The following is a 23821-nucleotide window of genomic DNA, read 5'->3' as shown; positions in this document are numbered from 1 at the left end:
TGGTTCAGCTCGCGTTGGCGAAGTTGCTCGTCAGTACGCCGATGACCGGATCCCACAACTGCTGGGGCAGATCATGTCCCATCCCGTCGAATAACACCAATCGAGCGCCGTCGATGGCCCTGGCCACCGCGCGGCCGCCGAACGGCCGCATCAGCTTGTCGGCCCGACCGTGGATCACGACGGTCGGGGCGGCGATTCGCCGGTTGTAGCGTTTGAGGCTGCCGCTGCCCAGCACTGCGTCGAAATGCCGGGCGACGCCCCAGGGGTAATAGCTGCGTTCGTAGCTTTCGATGGCCTCGGCGCGCAGCTGCTCCTCGGGCGCCAAATACCGCTGGCTGCCGATGATCTTGCTGACCCGGACCGCGTTGTCGACGATCACGTCTCGCGGCGAGCTCGGCGCCGGCCCCTTGATCAGCGCCAGCAATTGGCGAGGGCCGGGCGGCGGCAGGAACGCCGAATTGTTGCTGGAGAAGATGATTGCCAGGGTTTTCGTCCGCTCGCGGAACCGCGCGGCGAAGATCTGGGCGATCATGCCGCCCATCGACGCGCCCACGATGTGCGCGCGCTCGATGCCCAGGTGATCGAGCACGGCCGCGGCGTCGTCGGCCATGTCCTCGAGCTTGTATCCCGCCTGGCTGGGCAGGCCCACCCAGGAGCGGGCCAACCGCGTCAGCAGCGGCTGGCCCGCGCCGCGATGCCGGGTCTTGGTCGACAGGCCGACGTCGCGGTTGTCGTACCGGATGACGCGCAGCCCGTGGTCGACCAGCCGCTCGCAGAAGCCGGTTCGCCACAGCAGCAGCTGCGCGCCCAGCCCCATGATCAGCAGCACCGGCGGGGCGTCGACGTCGCCCATGTCCTCGTAATACAGCTTCACCTCGCCGCCCGAGGTGGCGTTCCCGGCGCGGATCTCCATCAGACCTCGACGTCCGACTGGTGCTCGCGGCTCACCTCAACCATGAAGTTGGCGAAGTAACCGGTCAGCTGCGGGTCGGACATCATCTGCCATTTGGGCGCGAGCAATTTCATGTACCGCTCGACGTAGAGGAACTGCTTGCCGATCAAGACCAGTTCGCGGGGCAGCTTGACATCGTAGGCGTCGGCCAGCGTCGACAGCTGCCGCCCGATGTCGGCGTAGGACATGTCGCCCAGCGTCGACATGGTCAGCGGGGTGGCGAACTTCTCGAGGTCCTTGGCCGCCTGGGCCTCGGGCTTCACGGTGCCGACGGCGCCCATCAGCACCACGATCTTGCCGGCCGCGGCGTGGTCCTTCTTGACCAGCAGCGCGTACACCAGCTCGCGCAGCAGCCACCGGGTGCGGGGGTCGATGCGACCCATGATCCCGAAGTCGAAGAACACGATGCGGCCCTGATCGTCGACGTAGAGGTTGCCCGCGTGCAGGTCGCCGTGGAACAGCCCGTGCCGCAGCCCGCCCTCGAAAAGCGAGAACAGCAGCGCCTTCACCAGCTCGACCCCGTCGAACCCGGCCTTGCGGATGGCGGCCACGTCGTCGATGCGGATGCCGTGCACCCGCTCCATGGTCAGCACCCGCTCGGAGGTGAAGTCCCAGTGCACCTGCGGCACCCGGATGTTGCGGCCCAGCGGCGAGGCGTGCAGGTGCGAGACCCACGCGTCCATCGACTGCGCCTCCAGCCGGAAGTTCAGCTCCTCGGCCAGGTTGTCGGAGAAGTCGGCGACCACGTCCTGCGCCGAAAGCCGGCGACCCAGCTTGGCCAGCTCGACGGCCTGGGCGAAGCGCTTGAGGATCTGCAGGTCGGCCGCGACGCGGCGGCGGATCCCCGGGCGCTGAATCTTGACGACGACCTCTTCGCCGGTGTGCAGGGTCGCGTAGTGCACCTGCGCGATCGACGCCGACGCGAACGGCTCCTCTTCCCACTTGGCGAACAGCTCCGCGGGGTCGCCGCCGAGCTCCTCGACGAGCAGCTTGTGCACCTCGTCGGTGTCGGCGGGGGGCACCCGGTCGAGCAGGCCGCGGAACTCGCGGGACAGCGATTCGCCGAACGCCCCCGGGCTGGACGCGATGATCTGCCCGAACTTGACGTACGTCGGGCCGAGGTCGGCGAAGGTCTGCGGGAGCTGCTTGATCACCTTCTGCTGCCATGGACCCCTGCCTGGCAGCTTGCTGACGACGCGGGCGGCGGTGCGAGTGACCTGCCATCCGGTGACGGCCACCCGGGCCGCTTCGACCGGCAGCGGCACCCGGTCGAGCCTGGCCACCTCGCGATGCTTGGTAGAACTCATTCCAGCAGTCTGCCAAATCGGCGGTGTCAAGCTCCAATTCGCTGTGACCGCGCTCACTCCACGCTCGGGCCGCCGAGCGTGCACTCACGGCGACGTTCGGGGCCGAATTCCGCCCTGATTACACGTTCGGTGACGGCCGGGCGCTCACGGCTTCCGCCAGGGCGTGACCCACCCGCTGATCGCCCAGCCCTCCAGCCCCGCGATCAGCTCGTACATGGTGGCGCCGTCGATGGTTTCGCGGATGATGTCGGCGTGCCCGGCGTGCCGGGCCAGCTCGTTGATCACATGCAGGATCACCCAGCGCACCGACCAGGCCTCCTGATTCTTCGGAAACCAGGGGATGTCCTTGGGAACCGGTACGGCCGCGTCGAGGTCGGCGGTCTCGACCAGCCGCAGCGATTCGGCGTTCTGGGCTTCGAACGCCCGCAGCAGCCCGTCTAGCGTCTCGTCGGGCCGCATCACGTGCTGGTCGGCGAACTCTTGCGAAATCTGCTCGAACGGGCGGGTGTCTTTCGGGGGCGCGTCGGGCGCGGCGGCGACCCGGCTCATCCAGCTGCGCTGCATCCCGGTGGCGTGCTTGATCAGCCCGCCGATCGACAGCGCGCTCACCGAGGGCGTGGACCGGGCCTGTTCGTCGGTGAGGCCGTAGCTGATCGCGAAATACGCGCTCTGGTGAAACGCCAGGTATTCGCGCAGGGCGCTGCGTTCGTCGGCCACGGGCGGGGCAAGGGCGGGCATTAGCAGATCGTAGATCGCCGGCGCGCCGTAAAGTGCGGGGATGCAGGTGGTTTCGGCGCGCTCGACCGAGCTTTTCGTCGGGCCGCCGGACGCGCCGTCGCAGCTGGTCCGCGTCACGCTCCGCGGCCCCGCCGCGTCGACGCGGGTCCGCGTGGACGGCGACGGCCTGGCCGGCGAGGCGGTGGCCGCGGGCGAGCTGGTCGAGGTGCCGGTCGCGGTGCGCAACCCCGTGGTCGGCGAGCGGCGGGCGGCACGGGTGCACGCGGGCGACTTCATCGAGCCCTTCGAATTCGTCGTCGGCGAGCCCGGCTGGACCATGTTCATGGTCAGCCATTTCCACTACGACCCGGTCTGGTGGAACACCCAGGGCGCGTACACGAGCGAGTGGGCCGAGGACCCGCCGGGGCGCGCGCGGCAGACCAACGGCTTCGAGCTGGTGCACGCGCACCTGGAGATGGCCCGACGGGAGCCCGAGTACAAGTTCGTGCTGGCCGAGGTGGACTACCTCAAGCCGTACTGGGACACCCGGCCCGAGGACCGCGCCGACCTGCGCCGGTTCATCGCGCAGGGCCGCGTCGAGGTGATGGGCGGCACGTACAACGAACCCAACACCAACCTCACCGGCCCGGAGACCACGATCCGGAATTTGGTGCACGGCATCGGGTTCCAGCGCGACGTGCTGGGCGCCCACCCGCAGACCGCCTGGCAGCTGGACGTGTTCGGCCACGACCCGCAATTCCCCGGGATGGCCGCCGACGCCGGGCTGACGTCGAGCTCGTGGGCCCGCGGCCCGCACCACCAATGGGGCCCGGCGTTGGGCGACGGCGACGTGAACCGCATGCAGTTCAGCAGCGAGTTCGAGTGGATTTCACCGTCGGGACGCGGGCTGCTCACCCACTACATGCCCGCCCATTATTCGGCGGGCTGGTGGATGGACTCGTCGACCTCGCTGGCCGAGGCCGAGGAGGCCACCCTCGAGCAGTTCGAGCTGCTGAAGCAGGTGGCGCTGACGCGCAACGTGTTGCTGCCCGTCGGCACCGACTACACGCCGCCGAACAAATGGGTCACCGCGATCCACCGCGACTGGGCCGAGCGCTACACCTGGCCGCGGTTCGTCTGCGCGCTGCCGCGGGAGTTCTTCGCCGCCGTGCGCGCCGAGCTGGCCGAGCGCGGCCGCGCCCCGTCACCGCAGACCCGCGACATGAACCCGATCTACACCGGCAAGGACGTGTCGTACATCGACACCAAACAGGCCAACCGGGCCGCCGAGCACGCCGTGCTGGAGGCCGAGCGCTTCGCGGTGTTCGCCGGGCTGCTGGGTGGCGCCGAGTATCCGCAGGCGGCGCTGGCCAAGGCGTGGGTGCAGCTGGCCTACGGCGCCCACCACGACGCCATCACCGGCTCGGAATCCGACCAGGTCTACCTCGACCTGCTGACCGGCTGGCGGGACGCCTGGGAGCTGGGCCGCGCCGCCCGCGACGCGTCGCTGGCGGTGCTGTCGGAAACCGTCGGCGGCGACGTCGTCGTCTGGAATCCGCTGGCGCAGCCGCGCACCGACGTCGTCACCGCGCGGCTCGACCCGCCGCTGGCCGCGGGGGCCCGGGTGCTGGACGCCGACGGCGCCGAGCTGCCCGCGCACGTCGGCCAGGGCGGCCGGACGGTGACCTGGCTGGCGCGTGACGTGCCGTCGCTGGGGTGGCGGGCCTACCGGCTGGTTCCCGGCGGCGAGCCCACCGGCTGGGAGCCGGTGCCCGGCCCGGTGATCGCCAACGAGCATTTGCGCGTCGCGGTCGATCCGGCGCGCGGCGGGGGAGTCGCGTCGCTGGTTCGCGACGGCCGCGAACTGCTCGCCGCCGACCGGGTGGGCAACGAGCTGGCCGTCTACGAGGAGTACGCGTCGCACCCGACGCAGGGCGAGGGCCCGTGGCACCTGCTGCCCAAGGGGCCGGTGGTGTGCTCGTCGGAGTCGCCGGCCGCCGCGCAGGCCTACCACGGCCCGCTGGGGCAGCGGCTCGTCGTCACCGGGCGGATCGGCGCCCTGCTGCGCTACACCCAGACCCTGACGCTGTGGCGCGGCGTGCCGCGGCTGGACTGCCGCACCACCATCGACGGGTTCACCGGCGCCGACCGCCTGGTGCGGCTGCGCTGGCCCTGCCCGGTGCCGGGCGCCATGCCGGTCAGCGAGGTCGGCGACGCCGTCGTCGGGCGCGGGTTCGCCCTGCTGCACGACGGCCCGCGCTCGGTGGACACCGCGCGGCACCCGTGGACGCTGGACAACCCGGCCCACGGCTGGTTCGGCCTGTCCTCGGCCGCGCGGGTCCGGGTCGGCGACAGCGTGCGGGCGATCTCGGTGGCCGAGGTGGTGACGCCGGACGAGGCGGTGTCGGGACCGCTCGCGCGCGAGCTGATGGTCGCGCTGGTCCGCGCCGGGGTGACGGCCACCTGCAGCGGCGCCGCCAAGCAGCGCTACGGCCACCTCGACGTCGATTCGAACCTGCCCGACGTGCGCATCGCGCTGGGCGGACCGGCCCGCAACGCCTTCGCCGACGCGGCGCTGGGGCCGTACCGCGAGGAGCTCGACCGCCAGCTGGCGGCGACGGGCCGGGCGCGGGTGTGGGTGCCGGCCGCGAGGCCGCTCGCGGCGGTGTGGACGCCCGGCGCCGACCTGCGCGCGCCGTCGGCGCTGCCGGTGCTGGTGATCGCCGGCCGCGACGACGACAGCCTGGCCGCCGCGATCGCCGCGTTGGTCGAGGACCTCGCCGACGCGGAAATCTCAGTCAGCCAGCGGGCGCCTGCCGTCGGCGGCGAGTTCGAGGACCGCACCGTCGCCCTGCTCAACCGGGGCGTGCCCAGCTTCGCCGTCGACACCGACGGGACCATGCACACCGCGCTGATGCGCTCCTGCACCGGCTGGCCCTCGGGCACCTGGATCGACGAACCGCGCCGCACCGCCCCGGACGGCTCGAACTTCCAACTCCAGCACTGGACGCACGATTTCGACTACGCGCTGGTCTGCGGCGACGGCGACTGGCGGCGCGCCCGGGTCCCCGCCCGCAGCGCGGAGTTCTCCCACCCGCTGCTCGCCGTCGCCACCGGCCGGGCGCCGGGCCCGTTGCCCGCGGCCGGCTCCCTGTTGACCGTCGAGCCCGCCGGCGCGGTGCAGCTGGCGGCCCTCAAGGCGGCCGGCAACCCGCTGGCGGCGGGCCGCGCCCGACCGGTCGACCCGCGCGAGGTGGCGCTGCGCCTGGTGGAGACGACGGGGTCGGGGACCGGCGTGACGCTCGGCTCGGACGTCGGCGCCATCGGCGACCCACGCGGCGCCGACCTCCTCGAAGCCGACCTGGAAACCCCGGGCGCGGGCCGGCGCCCGCTCGAGCTGCACGGCTGCCAGGTGGCCACCGTGCTGGCCCGATTCGACGCTCCCCACGCCCCCGCGCGATCCCGAGCGCTGGCCCCCGATGCCGAGGCCGCCCAGCCGTTGTACGCGCGCTACTGGCTGCACAACCGGGGCCCGGCGCCGCTCGGCGGGCTGCCGGCGGTCGCTCACCTGCATCCCGCGCGGGTGCAAGCCGAGCCGGGCGACGAGGTCGTGCTGCGCCTCACCGCGGCCAGCGACTGCAGCGACGCCACCGTGACCGGGACGGTCACCCTGGTGTGTCCGGAGGGCTGGTCGGCCAAGCCCGACGAGCTGCCCCTCACCCTGCGCGGCGGCGAGCACCGCGAGGCCGACGTGGCCGTGTCGGTGCCGGCCGGCGTCGAGCCGGGGCGCTACCCCGTGCGGGCGCAGCTCCGCCTCGGCGGCGACCAGATCCCGGAGGCGTGGCGCCAGACCGTCGAGGACGTGTGCCTGGTCGAGGTCGGCGCCCGCGACGAGGCCGAGCTGATCTACCTCGCCGAGGGGCCGGCCGGCGTGGAGTTGGCCGCCGGCGGCACGGCGGCGCTGACCGTCACGGTCGGCAGCCGCGCCGGGGCGGACCTGGCGCTCGAGGCCCACCTGATCAGCCCGTGGGGCACCTGGGAGTGGCTGGGGCCCGCCGCGGTGGGCGCGGTGCTGCCCGCCCGCGACACCGTTGGCCTCCGCTTCTCGGTGACCCCGCCGCCCGGGCTGGAGCCCGGCCGGTGGTGGGCCCTGGTCCGGGTCGGCTGCGCCGGCCGGCTGCTCTACACCCCGGCGGTGGAGGTGCGCGTGACATGAGCGTGGTGGCGACGGTGGCCGGCGCCCCGGTGTTGGTCGACGAGGTCGATGCGGCCGAGGCGCGGCTGCGCGGCGGACCCGGCGCGGCCGCCCTGCCGGCCGGCGGCACCGGGGAGGGGCGGCAACTGCGGCGCTGGCTGACCCAGCTGATCGTGACCGAGCGGGTGGTCGCGGCCGAGGCCGAAGCGCGCGGCCTCAGCGGGCGCGCCGCGCCGAGCGAGGCGCAGCTGTTGCCCGACGCGACGGCCCGGCTGGAAATCGGCAGCGTGGCCGCGGCCGCGCTGGCGGACCCCCGCGCGCGGGCCCTGTTCGCCGATGTCACCGCCGCGGTGCGCGTAACGGATGAGGAGGTGGCCGCGTACCACGCCCGCAACCCGCTGCGGTTCGCCGAGCCGAGCCGCCGGCCGCACGGCTGGCGCTCCCCGTCGCCGGTCTCCCCGCCGCTGGCCGACGTGCGGCCATTGATCGCCGCGCATCTGCTGGGCGCCGCGCGGCGGCGCGCGTTCCGCGTGTGGCTGGACGCGCGACGGGCCGAGCTGGTGCGGCTGTCTCCCGGCTACGAGCATCCCGGCGACCCCCGCCAACCCGACAACGTCCACCGGCACTGATCGCGATGCTCACCCTCTGCCTGGACATCGGCGGCACCAAGATCGCCGCCGGCCTCGCCGACCCCGCGGGCGCGCTGGTGCACACGGTCATCCGGCCCACGCCGGGCGGCGGCGCGGCCGAACAGGTGTGGGCCGCGGTCGACGCGGCGATCGCGGACGCGCTGCGCGCGGCCGACGGCGGCGTGGCCGCGGTGGGCATCGGCTCGGCCGGGCCCATCGACCTGTCCGCCGGCACCGTCAGCCCGGTCAATATCAAAGGGTGGCAACGGTTCCCGCTGCGCGACCGCGTCGCGGCCGCGGTGCCGGGGGTGCCCGTGCGGCTCGGCGGCGACGGGCTGTGCATGGCGCTGGGCGAGCACTGGCGCGGCGCGGGTCGCGACGCCGGCTTCATGCTGGGCATGGTGGTGTCCACCGGCGTGGGCGGCGGGCTCGTGCTCGGCGGGATCCCGTACACCGGCCGCACCGGTAACGCCGGTCACGTCGGGCACGTGGTGGTGGAGGACGCCGGGCCGCCCTGCGTCTGCGGCGGCCGCGGCTGCGTCGAAGCCATCGCGTCCGGGCCGTCGATGGTGCGCTGGGCGCGGGCCAACGGCTGGTCCGCGCCGCCGACGGCGGGCGCGCGGGAGCTGGCCGCCGCGGCGGCGGCCGGGGACGCGTTGGCGGGCCGGGCGTTTCGCCGGGGCGCCACCGCGTTGGCGGCGATGATCGCCTCGGTAGGCGCCGTCTGCGACCTGGACCTCGTCGTCATCGGGGGCGGGGTCGCCAACTCCGGCGGCCTGCTCTTCGACCCGTTACGGGAGAAGCTGGCCGAATACGCCCGCCTGGACTTCGTGGCCGGGCTGCGGGTGGTGCCCGCCGAACTCGGCGGCCAGGCCGGCCTGGTCGGCGCGGCCCGGCTGGCCGGTCTGGGCTGAGCGGCCGCCGAACGCCGCCGTTTTGGCTGACGGGGGACGGCCAGGCTATCCTGGTTGCCGATCCACCGAAGACCGTCGGTCACCGAGCAATCGGTTGAAGGTCCGGGAGCATCCCGGCGGCCCACGCAGGAGGACGAGGCAGCAGCGCCGGCACGCGCCGGCGTTTTTCACGCCCCGGCCGCATCCTGCGCCGGGGCGTTCGTCGTTTTCGGGTGATCACAGACGACACGTCGCATGGCTTTCATTTCAGGAGGTACGCATGGCCAAGGCTGACAAAGCCACCGCCGTCGCCGACATCGCCGAGCAGTTCAGGGAGGCGACCGCCACCCTGATCACCGAGTATCGCGGTCTGACCGTGGCCAACCTGGCCGAGCTGCGCCGCTCGCTGAGCGGGTCGGCCACGTACTCGGTCGCCAAGAACACGCTGATCAAGCGGGCGGCGTCGGAGGCCGGCGTCGAGGGTCTCGACGAATTGTTCGCCGGGCCGACCGCCATCGCGTTCGTCACCGGCGAGCCCGTCGACGCCGCCAAGGCCATCAAGACCTTCGCCAAGGACAACAAGGCGCTGGTCATCAAGGGTGGCTACATGGACGGTCGCGCGTTGACCGTCGCCGAGGTCGAGCGCATCGCCGACCTGGAGTCGCGCGAGGTGCTGCTGGCCAAGCTGGCCGGCGCCATGAAGGGCAACCTCGCCAAGGCGGCCGGCCTGTTCAACGCCCCGGCCTCGCAGGTCGCCCGCCTGGCGGCCGCGCTGCAGGAAAAGAAGGCCGCTGAAGCCCCGGCAGCCCCGGCAGCCCCGGCAGCGCCTGCGGCCCCCGAGGCGGCGGAGCCCGGCCCGGAACCAGCTTCGGAAACGCCCACGGAATCTTCTGAAACCCCGGCCGAAGCCGAATAACCCCAAACCCAAACCAGGAAGGACCCACACACCATGGCGAAAATGTCTACCGACGACCTGCTCGACGCCTTCAAGGAAATGACCCTGTTGGAGCTCTCCGACTTCGTCAAGAAGTTCGAGGAGACCTTCGAGGTCACCGCGGCCGCTCCGGTCGCCGTCGCCGCGGCCGGTCCGGCCGCCGGTGGCGCGCCCGCCGAGGCCGCCGAGGAGCAGTCCGAGTTCGACGTCATCCTCGAGGCCGCCGGCGACAAGAAGATCGGCGTCATCAAGGTGGTCCGCGAGATCGTCTCCGGCCTGGGCCTCAAGGAGGCCAAGGACCTGGTCGACGGCGCGCCCAAGCCGCTGCTGGAGAAGGTGGCCAAGGAGGCCGCCGACGAGGCCAAGACCAAGCTCGAGGCCGCCGGCGCCACCGTCACCGTCAAGTAGCCCGACGTCACGAAACCCCCGGAAGCGACCTTCCGGGGGTTTCGTGCGCTCAGCCCAGCCGCAGGGACCGTTTCGCGCGTTCTGGTGAATCGCCCAGGGCGACAAGCAGATTCGACTTCATCGAGCCGAGCACCGAGCCGACCGCCGCGCCGTCGTCGCCGTAGAAGCCGGCGAGCTCGAGCATGACGAACCCGTGCACCAGCGCCCAGAACTGGGCCGCCGTGCTGACCACCGCGAGGTCGTCGTCGGCGGTGCCGACGGTGATCCGGCCCGCCCGCATCGATCGCTGCACCGCCCGCACGACGTGGGCGAAGCTGGGGATGTCCCGCTCGATCTCGGCGACCGTCAGCGCCAACACGTTGCCCGCCGGCGCGTTGATGCCGTGCGCGCTGGTGCTGCCGAACATCAGCCGATACATGTGCGGGTGCTCGATCGCGTAGCGCCGGTAGGCCGCGCCGGTGGCGAACAGGTCCGCGACGGGGTCGGCGGTCTGCGGCACCGTCAGCGCGGCGTCGAACTGGCGCAGGCCTTCCTCGGCCACCTCGGCGATCAGCCCGCGCATCCCGCCGAAATGGGTGTACAGCGCCATCGTCGAGGTTCCCGCCGCGCCGGCGATCTTGCGGGTCTGCAACGCGTCCGGGCCGTGTTCGTGCAGCAGGTCGACCGCGACGGCCAGCATCTCGTCGCGCACGTTGCGCTGCGGCTGTGCAACCTCTGCGGTCATCGTTGCCATCTTCCCATCGGCGGCGTACGGTTCCTATAACAACGTCATATCAATGTTATAGGAGCTCGGAGATGACGTCCACGCAAACCGCCGAAGCCCGGAACCCCTATCTCGAGGGCCTGCTGGCGCCGGTGGCCGCCGAGGTCACCGCGACCGACCTGCCGGTCACCGGGCGCATCCCGGAACACCTCGACGGGCGCTACCTGCGCAACGGACCCAACCCCGCCGAAGAGGTGGACCCCGCCACGTATCACTGGTTCAGCGGCGACGGGATGGTGCACGGCGTCGCGCTGAGCGACGGCAAGGCCCGCTGGTACCGCAACCGCTGGGTGCGCAGCCTGTCGCTGTGCGCCGCCCTGGGCGAGCGGGCGCCGGGCCGGCTCGACCCCCGCGCGGGCATGCTCTCGCTGGGCGCCAACACCAACGTCCTCACCCACGCCGGGCGGACCCTGGCGCTGGTCGAGGGCGGGGTGGCCAACTACGAGCTCACCGATGAGCTGGACACCGTCGGGACGTGCGACTTCGACGGCACCCTGGCCGGCGGCTACACCGCCCACCCGCATCGCGACCCGCGCACCGGCGAATTGCACGCTGTCTCTTACTCATTCGCGCGCGGGCGGACCGTGCAGTATTCGGTGATCGACACCCGGGGGCGGGCCCGTCGCACCGTCGACATCGAGGTGTCGGGCTCGCCGATGATGCACGACTTCTCGCTGACCGACAAATACGTCGTGATCTACGACCTGCCGGTGACCTTCGACCCGATCCAGGTGTTGCCGGTGCACATGCCGCGCTGGCTGAGCGCGCCGGCCCGGCTGGCCATGCAGTCGCTGATCGGACGCGTGCGGCTGCCGAGCCCGGTCACGGTGGCGACCAACCGCAGCCCCAAGCACTCCGACCGGATGCCGTATGCCTGGAACCCGAATTACCCGGCGCGCATCGGGGTGATGCCACGCGAGGGCGCCAACAAGGACATTCGCTGGTTCGACATCGAACCGTGCTACGTCTACCACCCGCTCAACGCCTACTCCGAGATGCGGGGCGGGGCCGAGGTTTTGGTGCTCGACGTGGTGCGCTATGAGCGGATGTTCGACCGCGACCGGCGCGGTCCCGGCGAGGCCCCGCCCACGCTGGACCGCTGGAACATCAACCTGGCGACCGGGGCCGTGGCCACCGAATGCCGCGACGACCAGCCGCAGGAGTTTCCCCGCATCAACGAGGACCTGCTGGGCGCGCCGCACCGGTTCGGCTACACCGTCGGTGCGTACTTCGCCGGTGGCGCGTCCGCGCTGTACAAGCACGACTACGCGACCGGGGCCCGCGAGGTCGCGCCGCTGGATCCCGACCTTTTGCTCGGCGAGATGTCCTTTGTGCCCAACCCCGGCGCCGCCGAAAAAGAAGCAGCCGAGGACGACGGCATTCTGATGGGCTACGGGTATCACCGCGGCCGCGACGAGGGTCAGCTGGTGTTGCTGGACGCGGGGACGCTCGAGGCCGTGGCCACGGTGCATCTGCCGCAGCGGGTGCCGATGGGGTTCCACGGCAACTGGGCGCCCACTGGCTAACGCGCGTCGAATAGTCCGTCGGCCGTCGGAGACGGCCGGATCTCAGGTCAGCCAATTTTTCCCGGCTGTGCCACGCAACCCTGATGCCGCGTAGCAAGCGTGCGCTACAGTGACTCATGCCACACAAAAGGGCAGGTGGCGGGCATGAGCGTCGACGGAAGGATCTCCCATGGGTGTCGCTATTGAGGTGAACGGCCTCACCAAGTCCTTCGGATCGTCGAGAATTTGGGAAGACGTGACCCTGGAGATCCCCGCCGGGGAGGTCAGCGTCCTGCTGGGGCCGTCGGGTACCGGCAAATCGGTGTTCCTGAAGTCCCTGATCGGTCTGCTGCGTCCCGAGCGCGGCTCGGTCGTCATCGACGGCACCGACATCCTGCAGTGTTCGGCCAAGGAGCTCTACGAGATCCGCACGCTCTTCGGCGTCATGTTCCAGGACGGTGCCCTGTTCGGTTCGATGAACCTGTTCGACAACGCCGCCTTCCCGCTGCGCGAGCACACCAAGAAGAAGGAAGGCGAAATCCGTGACATCGTCATGGAGAAGCTGCAGATGGTGGGCCTCGGCGGCGACGAGAAGAAGTTCCCCGGTGAGATCTCCGGCGGTATGCGCAAGCGCGCCAGCCTGGCCCGTGCCCTGGTGATGGACCCGCAGATCATCCTCTGCGACGAGCCCGACTCCGGTCTGGACCCGGTCCGCACCGCCTACCTGAGCCAGCTGATCCTCGACATCAACGCCCAGATCGACGCCACCGTCCTGATCGTCACGCACAACATCAACATCGCCCGGACCGTGCCGGACAACATGGGCATGCTGTTCCGGCGCAAGCTGGTCATGTTCGGCCCCCGCGAGGTGCTGCTGACCAGCGACGAGCCGGTCGTGCGGCAGTTCCTCAACGGCCGCCGCATCGGCCCGATCGGCATGTCCGAGGAGAAGGACGAGGCCACCATGGCCGAGGAGCAGGCCGCCCTCGAGGCCGGTCAGCACGCCGGCGGTGTGGAGGAGATCGAGGGCGTGCCGCCGCAGATCGTCGCGTCGCCCGGAATGCCGGAGCGCAAGGCGGTCGGCCGCCGCCAGGCGCGGGTGCGCGAGATCCTGCACACCCTGCCGCAGAAGGCCCAGGCCGCGATCATCGACGACATGGAGGGCACCCACAAGTACCGGGCGCACGAGGTCGGCGACTAGCGCGCCCGGCCCGAGTTTTCGCGCAAACTCCGCGTTAACTCGGCGGCCCGCCCTCTTGACGACGGGCCGTAAACGGGCCAGTCTGTTGGGCAGCATGTATCCAGCGGAAAGTCGAGATGCCAGCCAGCGCCGATGTCCCTGGATGTGTTGTGCTGGACAGTTGAGGAATGCGCCGCCCTGCGCTATTGTTGGACGTTGCGCTGGCTACCTCCTGCCCACCTCACCCGCCACCTGACACCGTGGTCTAAGCCTGAGCCCCTCCTAGCGGCTTAGTTCTTTAATCGTGCGCGTGAGATACGGACAGTTCGTTCGCCGGCCTAACCGACACAATTCGCGGCGAACGCCACCGGTGGTTCCGGTATTCGTGAGTCGCACGAGGTGCTGGAAGGATGCATCTTGGCTGATTCCCGCCAGAGCAAAACGGATCGCCCAACAAGTTCCTCTAATGGAAGTTCCCTAAACGGCTCCGTGCCCGGAGCGCCCAACCGAGTTTCCTTCGCCAAGCTCCGCGAACCGCTCGAGGTTCCCGGCCTGCTCGACGTGCAGATCGACTCATTCGAGTGGTTGATCGGCTCGCCGCGCTGGCGCCAGGCCGCCACCGATCGTGGCGAGCCCAGCCCGGTGGGCGGCCTCGAAGAGGTGCTCTACGAGCTCTCGCCGATCGAGGACTTCTCCGGCTCGATGTCGCTGTCGTTCTCCGACCCGCGTTTCGACGATGTCAAGGCGCCGGTCGACGAGTGCAAAGACAAGGACATGACGTACGCGGCCCCGCTGTTCGTCACGGCCGAGTTCATCAACAACAACACCGGCGAGATCAAGAGCCAGACGGTGTTCATGGGTGACTTCCCGATGATGACCGAAAAGGGCACCTTCATCATCAACGGGACCGAGCGCGTGGTCGTCAGCCAGCTGGTGCGTTCGCCCGGCGTGTACTTCGACGAGACCATCGACAAGTCCACCGAGAAGCTGCTGCACAGCGTCAAGGTGATCCCCAGCCGCGGCGCGTGGCTGGAGTTCGACGTCGACAAGCGCGACACCGTCGGCGTGCGCATCGACCGCAAGCGCCGCCAGCCCGTCACCGTGCTGCTCAAGGCGCTGGGCTGGACCAACGAGCAGATCCACGAGCGGTTCGGCTTCTCCGAGATCATGATGGGCACGCTGGAGAAGGACAACACCGCCGGCACCGACGAGGCGCTGCTGGACATCTACCGCAAGCTGCGCCCGGGCGAACCGCCGACCAAGGAGTCGGCGCAGACCCTGCTGGAGAACCTGTTCTTCAAGGAGAAGCGCTACGACCTGGCCCGCGTCGGCCGCTACAAGGTCAACAAGAAGCTCGGCCTGCACGCCGGCGAGCCGATCACCAGCTCGACGCTGACCGAGGAAGACGTGGTCGCCACCATCGAGTACCTGGTGCGCCTGCACCACGCCCGTACCGATGGCCAGCCCGCGGTCATGACCGTCCCCGGCGGCATCGAGGTGCCGGTGGAGACCGACGACATCGACCACTTCGGCAACCGGCGGCTGCGCACGGTCGGCGAGTTGATCCAGAACCAGATCCGGGTCGGCATGTCCCGGATGGAGCGCGTCGTCCGCGAGCGGATGACGACCCAGGACGTCGAGGCGATCACGCCGCAGACGCTGATCAACATCCGGCCGGTGGTCGCCGCGATCAAGGAGTTCTTCGGCACCAGCCAGCTCTCCCAGTTCATGGACCAGAACAACCCGCTGTCGGGTCTGACCCACAAGCGCCGCCTGTCGGCGCTGGGCCCCGGCGGTCTGTCCCGTGAGCGGGCCGGGCTGGAGGTCCGCGACGTGCACCCGTCGCACTACGGCCGGATGTGCCCGATCGAGACCCCGGAGGGTCCGAACATCGGTCTGATCGGTTCGCTGTCGGTGTACGCCCGGGTCAACCCGTTCGGGTTCATCGAGACGCCGTACCGCAAGGTGGTCGACGGTGTGGTCACCGACGAGATCCACTACCTGACGGCCGACGAGGAGGACCGCCACGTGGTGGCGCAGGCCAACTCGCCGATCGACGCGAAGGGCCGGTTCGAGGAGTCGCGCGTCCTGGTCCGCCGGAAGGCGGGCGAGGTCGAGTACGTGCCGTCGTCCGAGGTGGACTACATGGACGTGTCGCCGCGCCAGATGGTGTCGGTGGCCACGGCCATGATCCCGTTCCTCGAGCACGACGACGCCAACCGTGCCCTGATGGGCGCCAACATGCAGCGCCAGGCGGTTCCGCTGGTGCGCAGCGAGGCGCCGCTGGTGGGCACCGGGATGGAGCTGCGCGCCGCGATCGACGCCGGCGACGTCGTCGTCGCGGACAAGGCCGGGGTGATCGAGGAGGTCTCCGCCGACTACATCACCGTGATGGCCGACGACGGCACCCGGCACACCTACCGGATGCGTAAGTTCGAGCGCTCCAACCACGGCACCTGCGCCAACCAGTCGCCGATCGTGGACGCCGGGGACCGGGTCGAGGCCGGCCAGGTCATCGCCGACGGCCCGTGCACCGAGAACGGTGAGATGGCGCTGGGCAAGAACCTGCTGGTGGCGATCATGCCGTGGGAGGGCCACAACTACGAGGACGCGATCATCCTGTCCAACCGCCTGGTTGAAGAGGACGTGCTCACCTCGATCCACATCGAGGAGCACGAGATCGACGCGCGCGACACCAAGCTGGGCGCCGAGGAGATCACCCGGGACATCCCGAACGTCTCCGACGAGGTGCTCGCCGACCTCGACGAGCGCGGCATCGTCCGCATCGGCGCCGAGGTGCGCGACGGCGACATCCTGGTCGGCAAGGTCACCCCGAAGGGGGAGACCGAGCTGACCCCGGAGGAGCGGCTGCTGCGGGCGATCTTCGGTGAGAAGGCCCGCGAGGTCCGCGACACCTCGTTGAAGGTGCCGCACGGCGAGTCCGGCAAGGTCATCGGCATCCGGGTGTTCTCCCGCGAGGACGACGACGAGCTGCCGGCCGGTGTCAACGAGCTGGTCCGCGTCTACGTGGCCCAGAAGCGCAAGATCTCCGACGGTGACAAACTCGCCGGCCGGCACGGCAACAAGGGCGTGATCGGCAAGATCCTGCCCGTCGAGGACATGCCGTTCCTGCCGGACGGCACCCCGGTGGACATCATCCTGAACACGCACGGTGTGCCGCGACGGATGAACATCGGCCAGATCCTGGAGACCCACCTCGGGTGGGTGGCCAAGTCCGGCTGGAACATTCAGGGTTCGCCCGACTGGGCCGCCAACCTGCCCAAGGAGCTGCAGAGCGCGGAGCCGAACGCGATCGTCTCGACGCCGGTGTTCGACGGCGCCCGGGAGGCGGAGCTGCAGGGGCTGCTGTCCTGCACGCTGCCGAACCGGGACAACGAGGTGATGGTCGACGGCGACGGTAAGGCGGTGCTCTTCGACGGCCGCAGCGGTGAGCCGTTCCCGTACCCGGTGACGGTTGGCTTCATGTACATCATGAAGCTGCACCACCTGGTGGACGACAAGATCCACGCCCGCTCCACCGGCCCGTACTCGATGATCACCCAGCAGCCGCTGGGTGGTAAGGCGCAGTTCGGTGGCCAGCGGTTCGGTGAGATGGAGTGCTGGGCCATGCAGGCCTACGGCGCGGCGTACACGCTGCAGGAGCTGTTGACCATCAAGTCCGACGACACGGTCGGCCGGGTCAAGGTGTACGAGGCGATCGTCAAGGGCGAGAACATCCCCGAGCCGGGCATCCCCGAGTCGTTCAAGGTGTTGCTCAAGGAGCTGCAGTCGCTCTGCCTGAACGTCGAGGTGCTCTCGTCGGACGGCGCGGCGATCGAACTGCGCGAAGGCGAGGACGAGGATCTCGAGCGGGCCGCGGCCAACTTGGGAATCAACCTGTCCCGCAACGAATCCGCGTCCGTCGAGGACCTGGCTTAATCACTTTTAGGTATCTAAACCCGCAAGGGGAAAGGGAGTTACGTGCTCGACGTCAACTTCTTCGATGAACTCCGTATCGGCCTGGCCACCGCGGAGGACATCAGGCAATGGTCTTACGGCGAGGTCAAGAAGCCGGAGACGATCAACTACCGCACGCTCAAGCCCGAGAAGGACGGCCTGTTCTGCGAGAAGATCTTCGGACCGACTCGCGACTGGGAGTGCTACTGCGGCAAGTACAAGCGCGTCCGCTTCAAGGGCATCATCTGTGAGCGCTGCGGCGTCGAGGTGACCCGCGCCAAGGTGCGCCGCGAGCGGATGGGCCACATCGAACTGGCCGCGCCCGTCACGCACATCTGGTACTTCAAGGGTGTGCCGAGCCGGCTCGGTTACCTGCTCGACCTCGCCCCGAAGGATCTCGAGAAGATCATCTACTTCGCGGCGTACGTGATCACGTCGGTCGACGACGAGATGCGGCACAACGAGCTGTCCACGCTCGAGGCCGAAATGATGGTGGAGCGCAAGGCCGTTGAGGATCAGCGCGACGCCGACCTGGAGGCCCGCGCGCAGAAGCTGGAGGCCGACCTGGCCGAGCTGGAGGCCGAGGGCGCCAAGGCCGACGCGCGGCGCAAGGTGCGTGACGGCGGCGAGCGCGAGATGCGCCAGCTCCGCGACCGTGCCCAGCGCGAGCTGGACCGGCTGGAGGACATCTGGAGCACCTTCACCAAGCTGGCCCCCAAGCAGCTGATCGTCGACGAGAACCTCTACCGCGAGCTCGTCGACCGCTACGGCGAGTACTTCACCGGCGCCATGGGTGCGGAGTCGATCCAGAAGCTGATCGAGAACTTCGACATCGACGCCGAGGCCGACTCGCTGCGGGACGTCATCCGAAACGGCAAGGGGCAGAAGAAGCTTCGCGCCCTCAAGCGCCTCAAGGTGGTCGCCGCCTTCCAGCAGTCGGGCAACTCGCCGATGGGCATGGTGCTAGACGCCGTCCCGGTGATCCCGCCGGAGCTGCGCCCGATGGTGCAGCTGGACGGTGGCCGGTTCGCCACCAGCGACCTGAACGACCTGTACCGCCGGGTCATCAACCGCAACAACCGCCTCAAGAGGCTGATCGACCTCGGCGCGCCCGAGATCATCGTCAACAACGAGAAGCGGATGCTGCAGGAGTCGGTGGACGCGCTGTTCGACAACGGCCGCCGCGGCCGCCCGGTCACCGGGCCGGGCAACCGCCCGCTGAAGTCGCTGTCGGACCTGTTGAAGGGCAAGCAGGGCCGGTTCCGTCAGAACCTGCTCGGTAAGCGCGTCGACTACTCGGGCCGTTCGGTCATCGTGGTCGGCCCGCAGCTCAAGCTGCACCAGTGCGGCCTGCCCAAGCTGATGGCCCTCGAGCTGTTCAAGCCGTTCGTGATGAAGCGGCTGGTCGACCTCAACCACGCGCAGAACATCAAGAGCGCCAAGCGCATGGTGGAGCGGCAGCGCCCCCAGGTGTGGGACGTCCTCGAAGAGGTCATCGCCGAGCACCCGGTGTTGCTGAACCGCGCACCCACCCTGCACCGGCTGGGCATCCAGGCCTTCGAGCCGATGCTGGTGGAGGGCAAGGCGATTCAGCTGCACCCGCTGGTGTGTGAGGCGTTCAACGCCGACTTCGACGGTGACCAGATGGCCGTGCACCTGCCGCTGAGCGCGGAGGCGCAGGCCGAGGCCCGCATCCTGATGCTGTCCTCGAACAACATCCTGTCGCCGGCCTCCGGCCGGCCGCTGGCCATGCCGCGTCTGGACATGGTGACCGGCCTGTACTACCTGACCACCGAGGTCGACGGTGACAAGGGTGAATTCCAGGCCGCCGCAAAGGATTCCCCGGAGGTGGGCGTGTACTCCTCGCCGGCCGAGGCGATCATGGCCGCCGACCGCGGCGTGCTGTCGGTGCGGGCGAAGATCAAGGTGCGGCTGACGCAGTTGCGTCCGCCCACCGAGATCGAGGCCGAGCTGTTCGGTGCCAACGGCTGGCAGCCGGGCGACGCCTGGATGGCCGAGACCACGCTGGGCCGGGTGCTGTTCAACGAGCTGCTGCCGGTGGGCTACCCGTTCGTGAACAAGCAGATGCACAAGAAGGTGCAGGCCGCGATCATCAACGACCTGGCCGAGCGCTACCCGATGATCGTCGTCGCGCAGACCGTCGACAAGCTCAAGGACGCCGGCTTCTACTGGGCCACCCGCAGCGGTGTCACCGTGTCGATGGCCGACGTGCTGGTCCCGCCGCGCAAGAAGGAGATCCTCGACCAGTACGAGGAGCGGGCCGAGAAGGTCGAAAAGCAGTTCCAGCGAGGCGCTTTGAACCACGACGAGCGCAACGAGGCACTGGTGGAGATCTGGAAGGAAGCCACCGACGAGGTCGGTCAGGCGCTGCGGGAGCACTACCCCAGCGACAACCCGATCATCACGATCGTCGACTCGGGTGCCACGGGTAACTTCACCCAGACCCGAACGCTGGCCGGCATGAAGGGCCTGGTGACCAACCCGAAGGGTGAGTTCATCCCGCGTCCGGTCAAGTCGTCGTTCCGCGAGGGCCTGACCGTGCTGGAGTACTTCATCAACACGCACGGCGCCCGAAAGGGCCTGGCGGACACCGCGTTGCGCACCGCCGACTCGGGTTACCTGACCCGTCGTCTGGTGGACGTGAGCCAGGACGTCATCGTCCGCGAGCACGACTGCGAGACCGAGCGCGGCATCATCGTCGAGCTCGCCGAGCGTCAGGCCGACGGCACCCTGATTCGCGACCCGTACATCGAAACCTCGGCGTACGCGCGGACTTTGGGCACCGACGCGGTCGACGAGGCCGGCAACGTCGTCGTCGCGCGCGGCGAGGACCTGGGCGACCCGGAGATCGACGCCCTGCTGGCGGCCGGCATCACGCAGGTCAAGGTGCGCTCGGTGCTGACGTGCACCACGGGCACCGGCGTGTGCGCGACCTGTTACGGCCGCTCGATGGCGACCGGCAAGCTGGTCGACATCGGCGAGGCGGTCGGTATCGTCGCGGCCCAGTCCATCGGTGAGCCCGGCACGCAGCTGACCATGCGTACCTTCCACCAGGGTGGTGTCGGTGAGGACATCACCGGCGGTCTGCCCCGGGTCCAGGAGCTGTTCGAGGCCCGCGTCCCGCGCGGCAAGGCGCCGATCGCCGACGTCACCGGGCGGGTGCAGCTGGAGGAGGGTGAGCGCTTCTACAAGATCACCATCGTTCCCGACGACGGGAGCGAGGAGGTCGTGTACGACAAGCTCTCCAAGCGCCAGCGGCTGCGGGTGTTCAAGCACGACGACGGCTCGGAGCGGGTGCTGTCCGACGGCGACCACGTCGAGGTGGGCCAGCAGCTGATGGAGGGCTCGGCCGACCCGCACGAGGTGCTGCGCGTGCAGGGCCCCCGCGAGGTGCAGATCCACCTGGTCCGCGAGGTCCAGGAGGTCTACCGCGCCCAGGGTGTGTCGATCCACGACAAGCACATCGAGGTGATCGTCCGCCAGATGCTGCGCCGCGTCACCATCATCGACTCGGGCTCGACGGAGTTCCTGCCCGGCTCGCTGATCGACCGTGCGGAGTTCGAGGCGGAGAACCGTCGGGTGGTGGCCGAGGGCGGCGAGCCCGCGGCGGGCCGCCCGGTGCTGATGGGTATCACGAAGGCGTCGCTGGCCACGGACTCGTGGCTGAGTGCGGCGTCGTTCCAGGAGACCACGCGAGTGCTGACCGATGCGGCGATCAACTGCCGCAGCGACAAGCTCAACGGTCTGAAGGAGAACGTGATCATCGGAAAGCTGATCCCGGCGGGCACCGGTATCAACCGCTACCGCAACATCCAGGTGCAGCCGACCGAGGAGGCCCGGGCCGCCGCGTACACGATCCCGTCCTACGAGGATCAGTACTACAGCCCGGACTTCGGCCAGGCCACCGGTGCCGCGGTGCCGCTGGACGATTACGGGTACAGCGACTACCGCTAGTCGAGTCAACAACGAAAAGGCCCCGGGTTCGCCCGGGGCTTTTTCGTGCGCCGGGTGTCACGCCAGCGTGGCGATCGCGACCCAACGTTGCGCTGGTGTGACGCTCGCGTCGGTGACACGGCACTAGACTGGCCGCGTGCTCATCGGTTCACACGTTCACAACGACGACCCGCTGGCCGCCGCGCAGGCGGACGGCGCCGACGTGGTGCAGTTCTTCCTCGGCAACCCGCAGAGCTGGAAGAAGCCGAAGCCCCGCGACGACGCCGGCACGCTCAAGGCGTCGGCCGTTCCGCTCTACGTCCACGCGCCGTACCTCATCAACGTGGCATCGGCGAACAACCGCATCCGCATCCCGTCGCGCAAGATCCTGCAGGACACCTGCGACGCGGCCGCGGAGATCAACGCGACGGCCGTCATCGTGCACGGCGGCCACGCCGACGACGACGACATGCAGGCCGGCTTCGAGCGGTGGGTCAAGGCGCTGGACTACCTCGAAACCGACGTGCCGGTGTACCTGGAGAACACCGCCGGGGGCGACCACGCGATGGCGCGCTATTTCGACACCATCGGCAAGCTGTGGGATCACATCGGCGACAAGGGGATTGGCTTCTGCCTGGACACCTGCCACGCGTGGGCCGCGGGTGAGGCGCTGATCGACGCGGTCGACCGGATCAGGGCGCTGACCGGACGCATCGACCTGGTGCACTGCAACGACTCGAGGGATGCGGCGGGCTCGGGCGCCGACCGGCACGCCAACTTCGGCACCGGCCAGATCGACCCCGAGCTGCTCGTCGCGGTGGTCAAGGCCGCCGACGCGCCGGTGATCTGCGAGACCGCCGACGAGGGCCGCAAGGACGACATCGCATTCCTGCGGGAAAAAACCAGCGGCTGAGTCGCGACCCGTGTTCGGCAGGCTCGCAACCCTTCTCGGGGTGGTCCTTCTGATCGCGGGTTGTTCGGCGGCGCCGCCCTCGGGCTTCGTCCAGGGCACCAGCCTGCACCACATCAACGCGGGCGGGCACGACCGCAGCTACCGGCTCTACGAGCCCGCCGGGGCGCCGGCGTCCGCTGCGCTCGTCGTCGTGCTGCACGGCTACTCCGGGAGCGCTCGGCAGGTCGAAAGGGATTACGGCTGGGACGAATTGGCCGATGCGGCCAAGTTCGTGGTCGCCTACCCGGATGGGCTCGAACGGGCCTGGAACGTCGACGGGGAGGGCTGCTGTGGGCGGCCGGGGCGCGAGGGCGTCGACGACGTCGCCTTCATCCGCGCGGCCGTCGCCGACATCGCCAAGAACGTCGGCACCGATCCGGCCCGGGTCTACGTCACCGGCATGAGCAACGGGGGCATCATGTCCTACACGCTGGCGTGCGCCACCGACATCTTCGCCGCGATCGGTCCGGTCGCGGGCACCCAGCTGACCGGCTGCCCGAGCCCGCGCCCGGCGTCGATCATGCACATCCACGGCACGGCGGATCGGCTGGTGCCCTACGCGGGCGGGCAGGGCTTCAGCGTCATCAACGGCCCGTCGGTGCCCAGCGTGAACACGTTCTGGCGCAACGTGGATCAATGTGGCAGCCCCGCCACCACCACCGACGGCCCGATCACCACGCTGACGGCAGGATGCTCGGGCAACCGCGGCGTCACGCTGATCACGATCGATCAGGGCGGCCACGAATGGCCCCCGTTCGCCACCCGGACACTGTGGGACTTCTTCAGCGCACACCCGCGGTGACGTTCTGTTACACCTCTTGTGCGACTGTCGCAAAAATGTAACATGAGGGGCATGTCGGATACGCATGTCGTCACCAACCAGGTCCCACCGCTGGAGAACTACAACCCCGCGACCTCGGCGGTCCTCGCCGACGCCCTGATCCGCGAGGGTGGGGAGTGGGGTCTGGAGGAGGTGAACCAGGTCGGCGCGATCGCCGGCGGCCGCGAAGCCCAGCGGTGGGGCGAGCTCGCCGACCGCAACAGGCCCGTCCTGCACACCCACGACAAATACGGTCACCGGGTCGACGAGGTGGAATACGACCCGGCCTATCACGAGCTGATGCGCACGGCGATCGCCAACGGCATCCACGCCGCGCCGTGGGCCGACGAGCGACCGGGTGCGCATGTGGTGCGGGCCGCCAAAATGTCGGTCTGGAATGTCGAGCCCGGCCACACCTGCCCGATCTCGATGACCTACGCCGTCGTCCCCGCCCTGCGCTACAACCCCGAACTCGCGGCGATCTACGAGCCGCTGCTGACCAGCCGCGAATACGATCCCGAGCTCAAGCCGGCGCCCACCAAGCGCGGCATCACGGCCGGCATGTCGATGACCGAGAAGCAGGGCGGCTCCGACGTGCGGGCCGGAACCACACAGGCGACCCCCAACGGTGATGGCAGCTACAGCCTGACGGGCC

Annotated in this window: 15 protein-coding genes and 1 pseudogene; 12 read left to right on the top strand and 4 right to left on the bottom strand. The window is 69.7% G+C overall.

Annotated elements, in window-relative coordinates; genetic code table 11:
- Positions 1 to 4: 4 nt before the first annotated feature.
- The 3 genes from A5702_RS05195 to A5702_RS05185 form a co-directional block, all read right to left on the bottom strand.
- Positions 5 to 913, bottom strand: a complete 909-nt coding sequence (locus tag A5702_RS05195; protein ID WP_068218802.1) for an alpha/beta fold hydrolase — start codon at positions 911 to 913, stop codon at positions 5 to 7.
- On the bottom strand, positions 913 to 2259 hold the full coding sequence (locus A5702_RS05190) for an AarF/ABC1/UbiB kinase family protein (RefSeq protein ID WP_068218801.1): 1347 nt from the start codon (positions 2257 to 2259) through the stop codon (positions 913 to 915). The genes A5702_RS05195 and A5702_RS05190 overlap by 1 nt, the downstream gene beginning before the upstream one ends.
- Positions 2260 to 2403: 144 nt before the next feature.
- Entirely contained in the window at positions 2404 to 2976 is a 573-nt protein-coding gene (locus tag A5702_RS05185; protein ID WP_068218935.1) for a DinB family protein, read from the bottom strand.
- Positions 2977 to 3037: 61 nt separating this feature from the next.
- Here A5702_RS05185 and A5702_RS05180 point away from each other — a divergent pair, with 61 nt between their 5' ends.
- The 5 genes from A5702_RS05180 to rplL all read left to right on the top strand — a co-directional run bounded on the left by A5702_RS05180 (position 3038) and on the right by rplL (position 10035).
- Entirely contained in the window at positions 3038 to 7192 is a 4155-nt protein-coding gene (locus A5702_RS05180; protein ID WP_068218798.1) for an NEW3 domain-containing protein, read from the top strand.
- Positions 7189 to 7800, top strand: a complete 612-nt coding sequence (locus A5702_RS05175; RefSeq protein WP_068218795.1) for a malonyl CoA-ACP transacylase — start codon at positions 7189 to 7191, stop codon at positions 7798 to 7800. The genes A5702_RS05180 and A5702_RS05175 overlap by 4 nt, the downstream gene beginning before the upstream one ends.
- 5 nt (positions 7801 to 7805) lie before the next feature.
- A complete protein-coding gene (locus A5702_RS05170) occupies positions 7806 to 8714 on the top strand; it encodes an ROK family protein (RefSeq protein ID WP_068218792.1) in 909 nt (302 codons plus the stop codon).
- A gap of 259 nt (positions 8715 to 8973) precedes the next feature.
- A complete protein-coding gene (gene rplJ, locus A5702_RS05165; protein WP_068218789.1) occupies positions 8974 to 9609 on the top strand; it encodes a 50S ribosomal protein L10 in 636 nt (211 codons plus the stop codon).
- 33 nt (positions 9610 to 9642) lie between these two features.
- Positions 9643 to 10035 (top strand): 50S ribosomal protein L7/L12, encoded by a 393-nt coding sequence (gene rplL / locus A5702_RS05160; RefSeq protein WP_055401244.1) that lies wholly within the window; start codon positions 9643 to 9645, stop codon positions 10033 to 10035.
- Positions 10036 to 10084: 49 nt separating this feature from the next.
- On the opposite strand, the gene A5702_RS05155 is transcribed toward rplL, so the two are convergent.
- A complete protein-coding gene (locus A5702_RS05155) occupies positions 10085 to 10759 on the bottom strand; it encodes a TetR/AcrR family transcriptional regulator (protein WP_068218932.1) in 675 nt (224 codons plus the stop codon).
- A gap of 71 nt (positions 10760 to 10830) precedes the next feature.
- Between A5702_RS05155 and A5702_RS05150 the strand changes: the two genes are divergently transcribed.
- From A5702_RS05150 to A5702_RS05120, 7 genes and pseudogenes are all read left to right on the top strand, one after another.
- Positions 10831 to 12324, top strand: a complete 1494-nt coding sequence (locus A5702_RS05150; RefSeq protein ID WP_068218787.1) for a carotenoid oxygenase family protein — start codon at positions 10831 to 10833, stop codon at positions 12322 to 12324.
- Between the two features lie 169 nt (positions 12325 to 12493).
- Positions 12494 to 13504, top strand: a complete 1011-nt coding sequence (locus tag A5702_RS05145) for an ABC transporter ATP-binding protein (RefSeq protein WP_055401248.1) — start codon at positions 12494 to 12496, stop codon at positions 13502 to 13504.
- A gap of 396 nt (positions 13505 to 13900) precedes the next feature.
- Positions 13901 to 17422 (top strand): DNA-directed RNA polymerase subunit beta, encoded by a 3522-nt coding sequence (locus A5702_RS05140; RefSeq protein ID WP_156669496.1) that lies wholly within the window; start codon positions 13901 to 13903, stop codon positions 17420 to 17422.
- Positions 17423 to 17464: 42 nt separating this feature from the next.
- Positions 17465 to 21415: a DNA-directed RNA polymerase subunit beta' gene (locus tag A5702_RS05135; RefSeq protein ID WP_055401252.1), complete on the top strand. Its 3951-nt coding sequence runs from the start codon at positions 17465 to 17467 to the stop codon at positions 21413 to 21415.
- A gap of 136 nt (positions 21416 to 21551) precedes the next feature.
- Complete coding sequence (locus tag A5702_RS05130; protein ID WP_068218781.1) at positions 21552 to 22307, top strand: deoxyribonuclease IV; 756 nt, start codon at positions 21552 to 21554, stop codon at positions 22305 to 22307.
- Positions 22308 to 22317: 10 nt separating this feature from the next.
- Entirely contained in the window at positions 22318 to 23148 is an 831-nt protein-coding gene (locus tag A5702_RS05125) for a PHB depolymerase family esterase (RefSeq protein WP_068218780.1), read from the top strand.
- A gap of 51 nt (positions 23149 to 23199) precedes the next feature.
- Positions 23200 to 23821: pseudogene (locus A5702_RS05120) on the top strand (DNA alkylation response protein); the annotation flags it as partial.

The sequence above is a fragment of the Mycobacterium sp. E3339 genome (assembly GCF_001666915.1).
Taxonomy (GTDB): Bacteria; Actinomycetota; Actinomycetes; order Mycobacteriales; family Mycobacteriaceae; genus Mycobacterium.
This window is presented reverse-complemented; position numbering and strand designations above follow the sequence as displayed.

Coding starts and splice junctions, on each gene's coding strand:
- A5702_RS05195 (WP_068218802.1), bottom strand. CDS start 913: ATGGAGATCCGCGCCGGGAACGCCACCTCGGGCGGCGAGGTGAAGCTG.
- A5702_RS05190 (WP_068218801.1), bottom strand. CDS start 2,259: ATGAGTTCTACCAAGCATCGCGAGGTGGCCAGGCTCGACCGGGTGCCG.
- A5702_RS05180 (WP_068218798.1), top strand. CDS start 3,038: ATGCAGGTGGTTTCGGCGCGCTCGACCGAGCTTTTCGTCGGGCCGCCG.
- A5702_RS05175 (WP_068218795.1), top strand. CDS start 7,189: ATGAGCGTGGTGGCGACGGTGGCCGGCGCCCCGGTGTTGGTCGACGAG.
- A5702_RS05170 (WP_068218792.1), top strand. CDS start 7,806: ATGCTCACCCTCTGCCTGGACATCGGCGGCACCAAGATCGCCGCCGGC.
- rplJ (WP_068218789.1), top strand. CDS start 8,974: ATGGCCAAGGCTGACAAAGCCACCGCCGTCGCCGACATCGCCGAGCAG.
- rplL (WP_055401244.1), top strand. CDS start 9,643: ATGGCGAAAATGTCTACCGACGACCTGCTCGACGCCTTCAAGGAAATG.
- A5702_RS05155 (WP_068218932.1), bottom strand. CDS start 10,759: ATGACCGCAGAGGTTGCACAGCCGCAGCGCAACGTGCGCGACGAGATG.
- A5702_RS05150 (WP_068218787.1), top strand. CDS start 10,831: ATGACGTCCACGCAAACCGCCGAAGCCCGGAACCCCTATCTCGAGGGC.
- A5702_RS05145 (WP_055401248.1), top strand. CDS start 12,494: ATGGGTGTCGCTATTGAGGTGAACGGCCTCACCAAGTCCTTCGGATCG.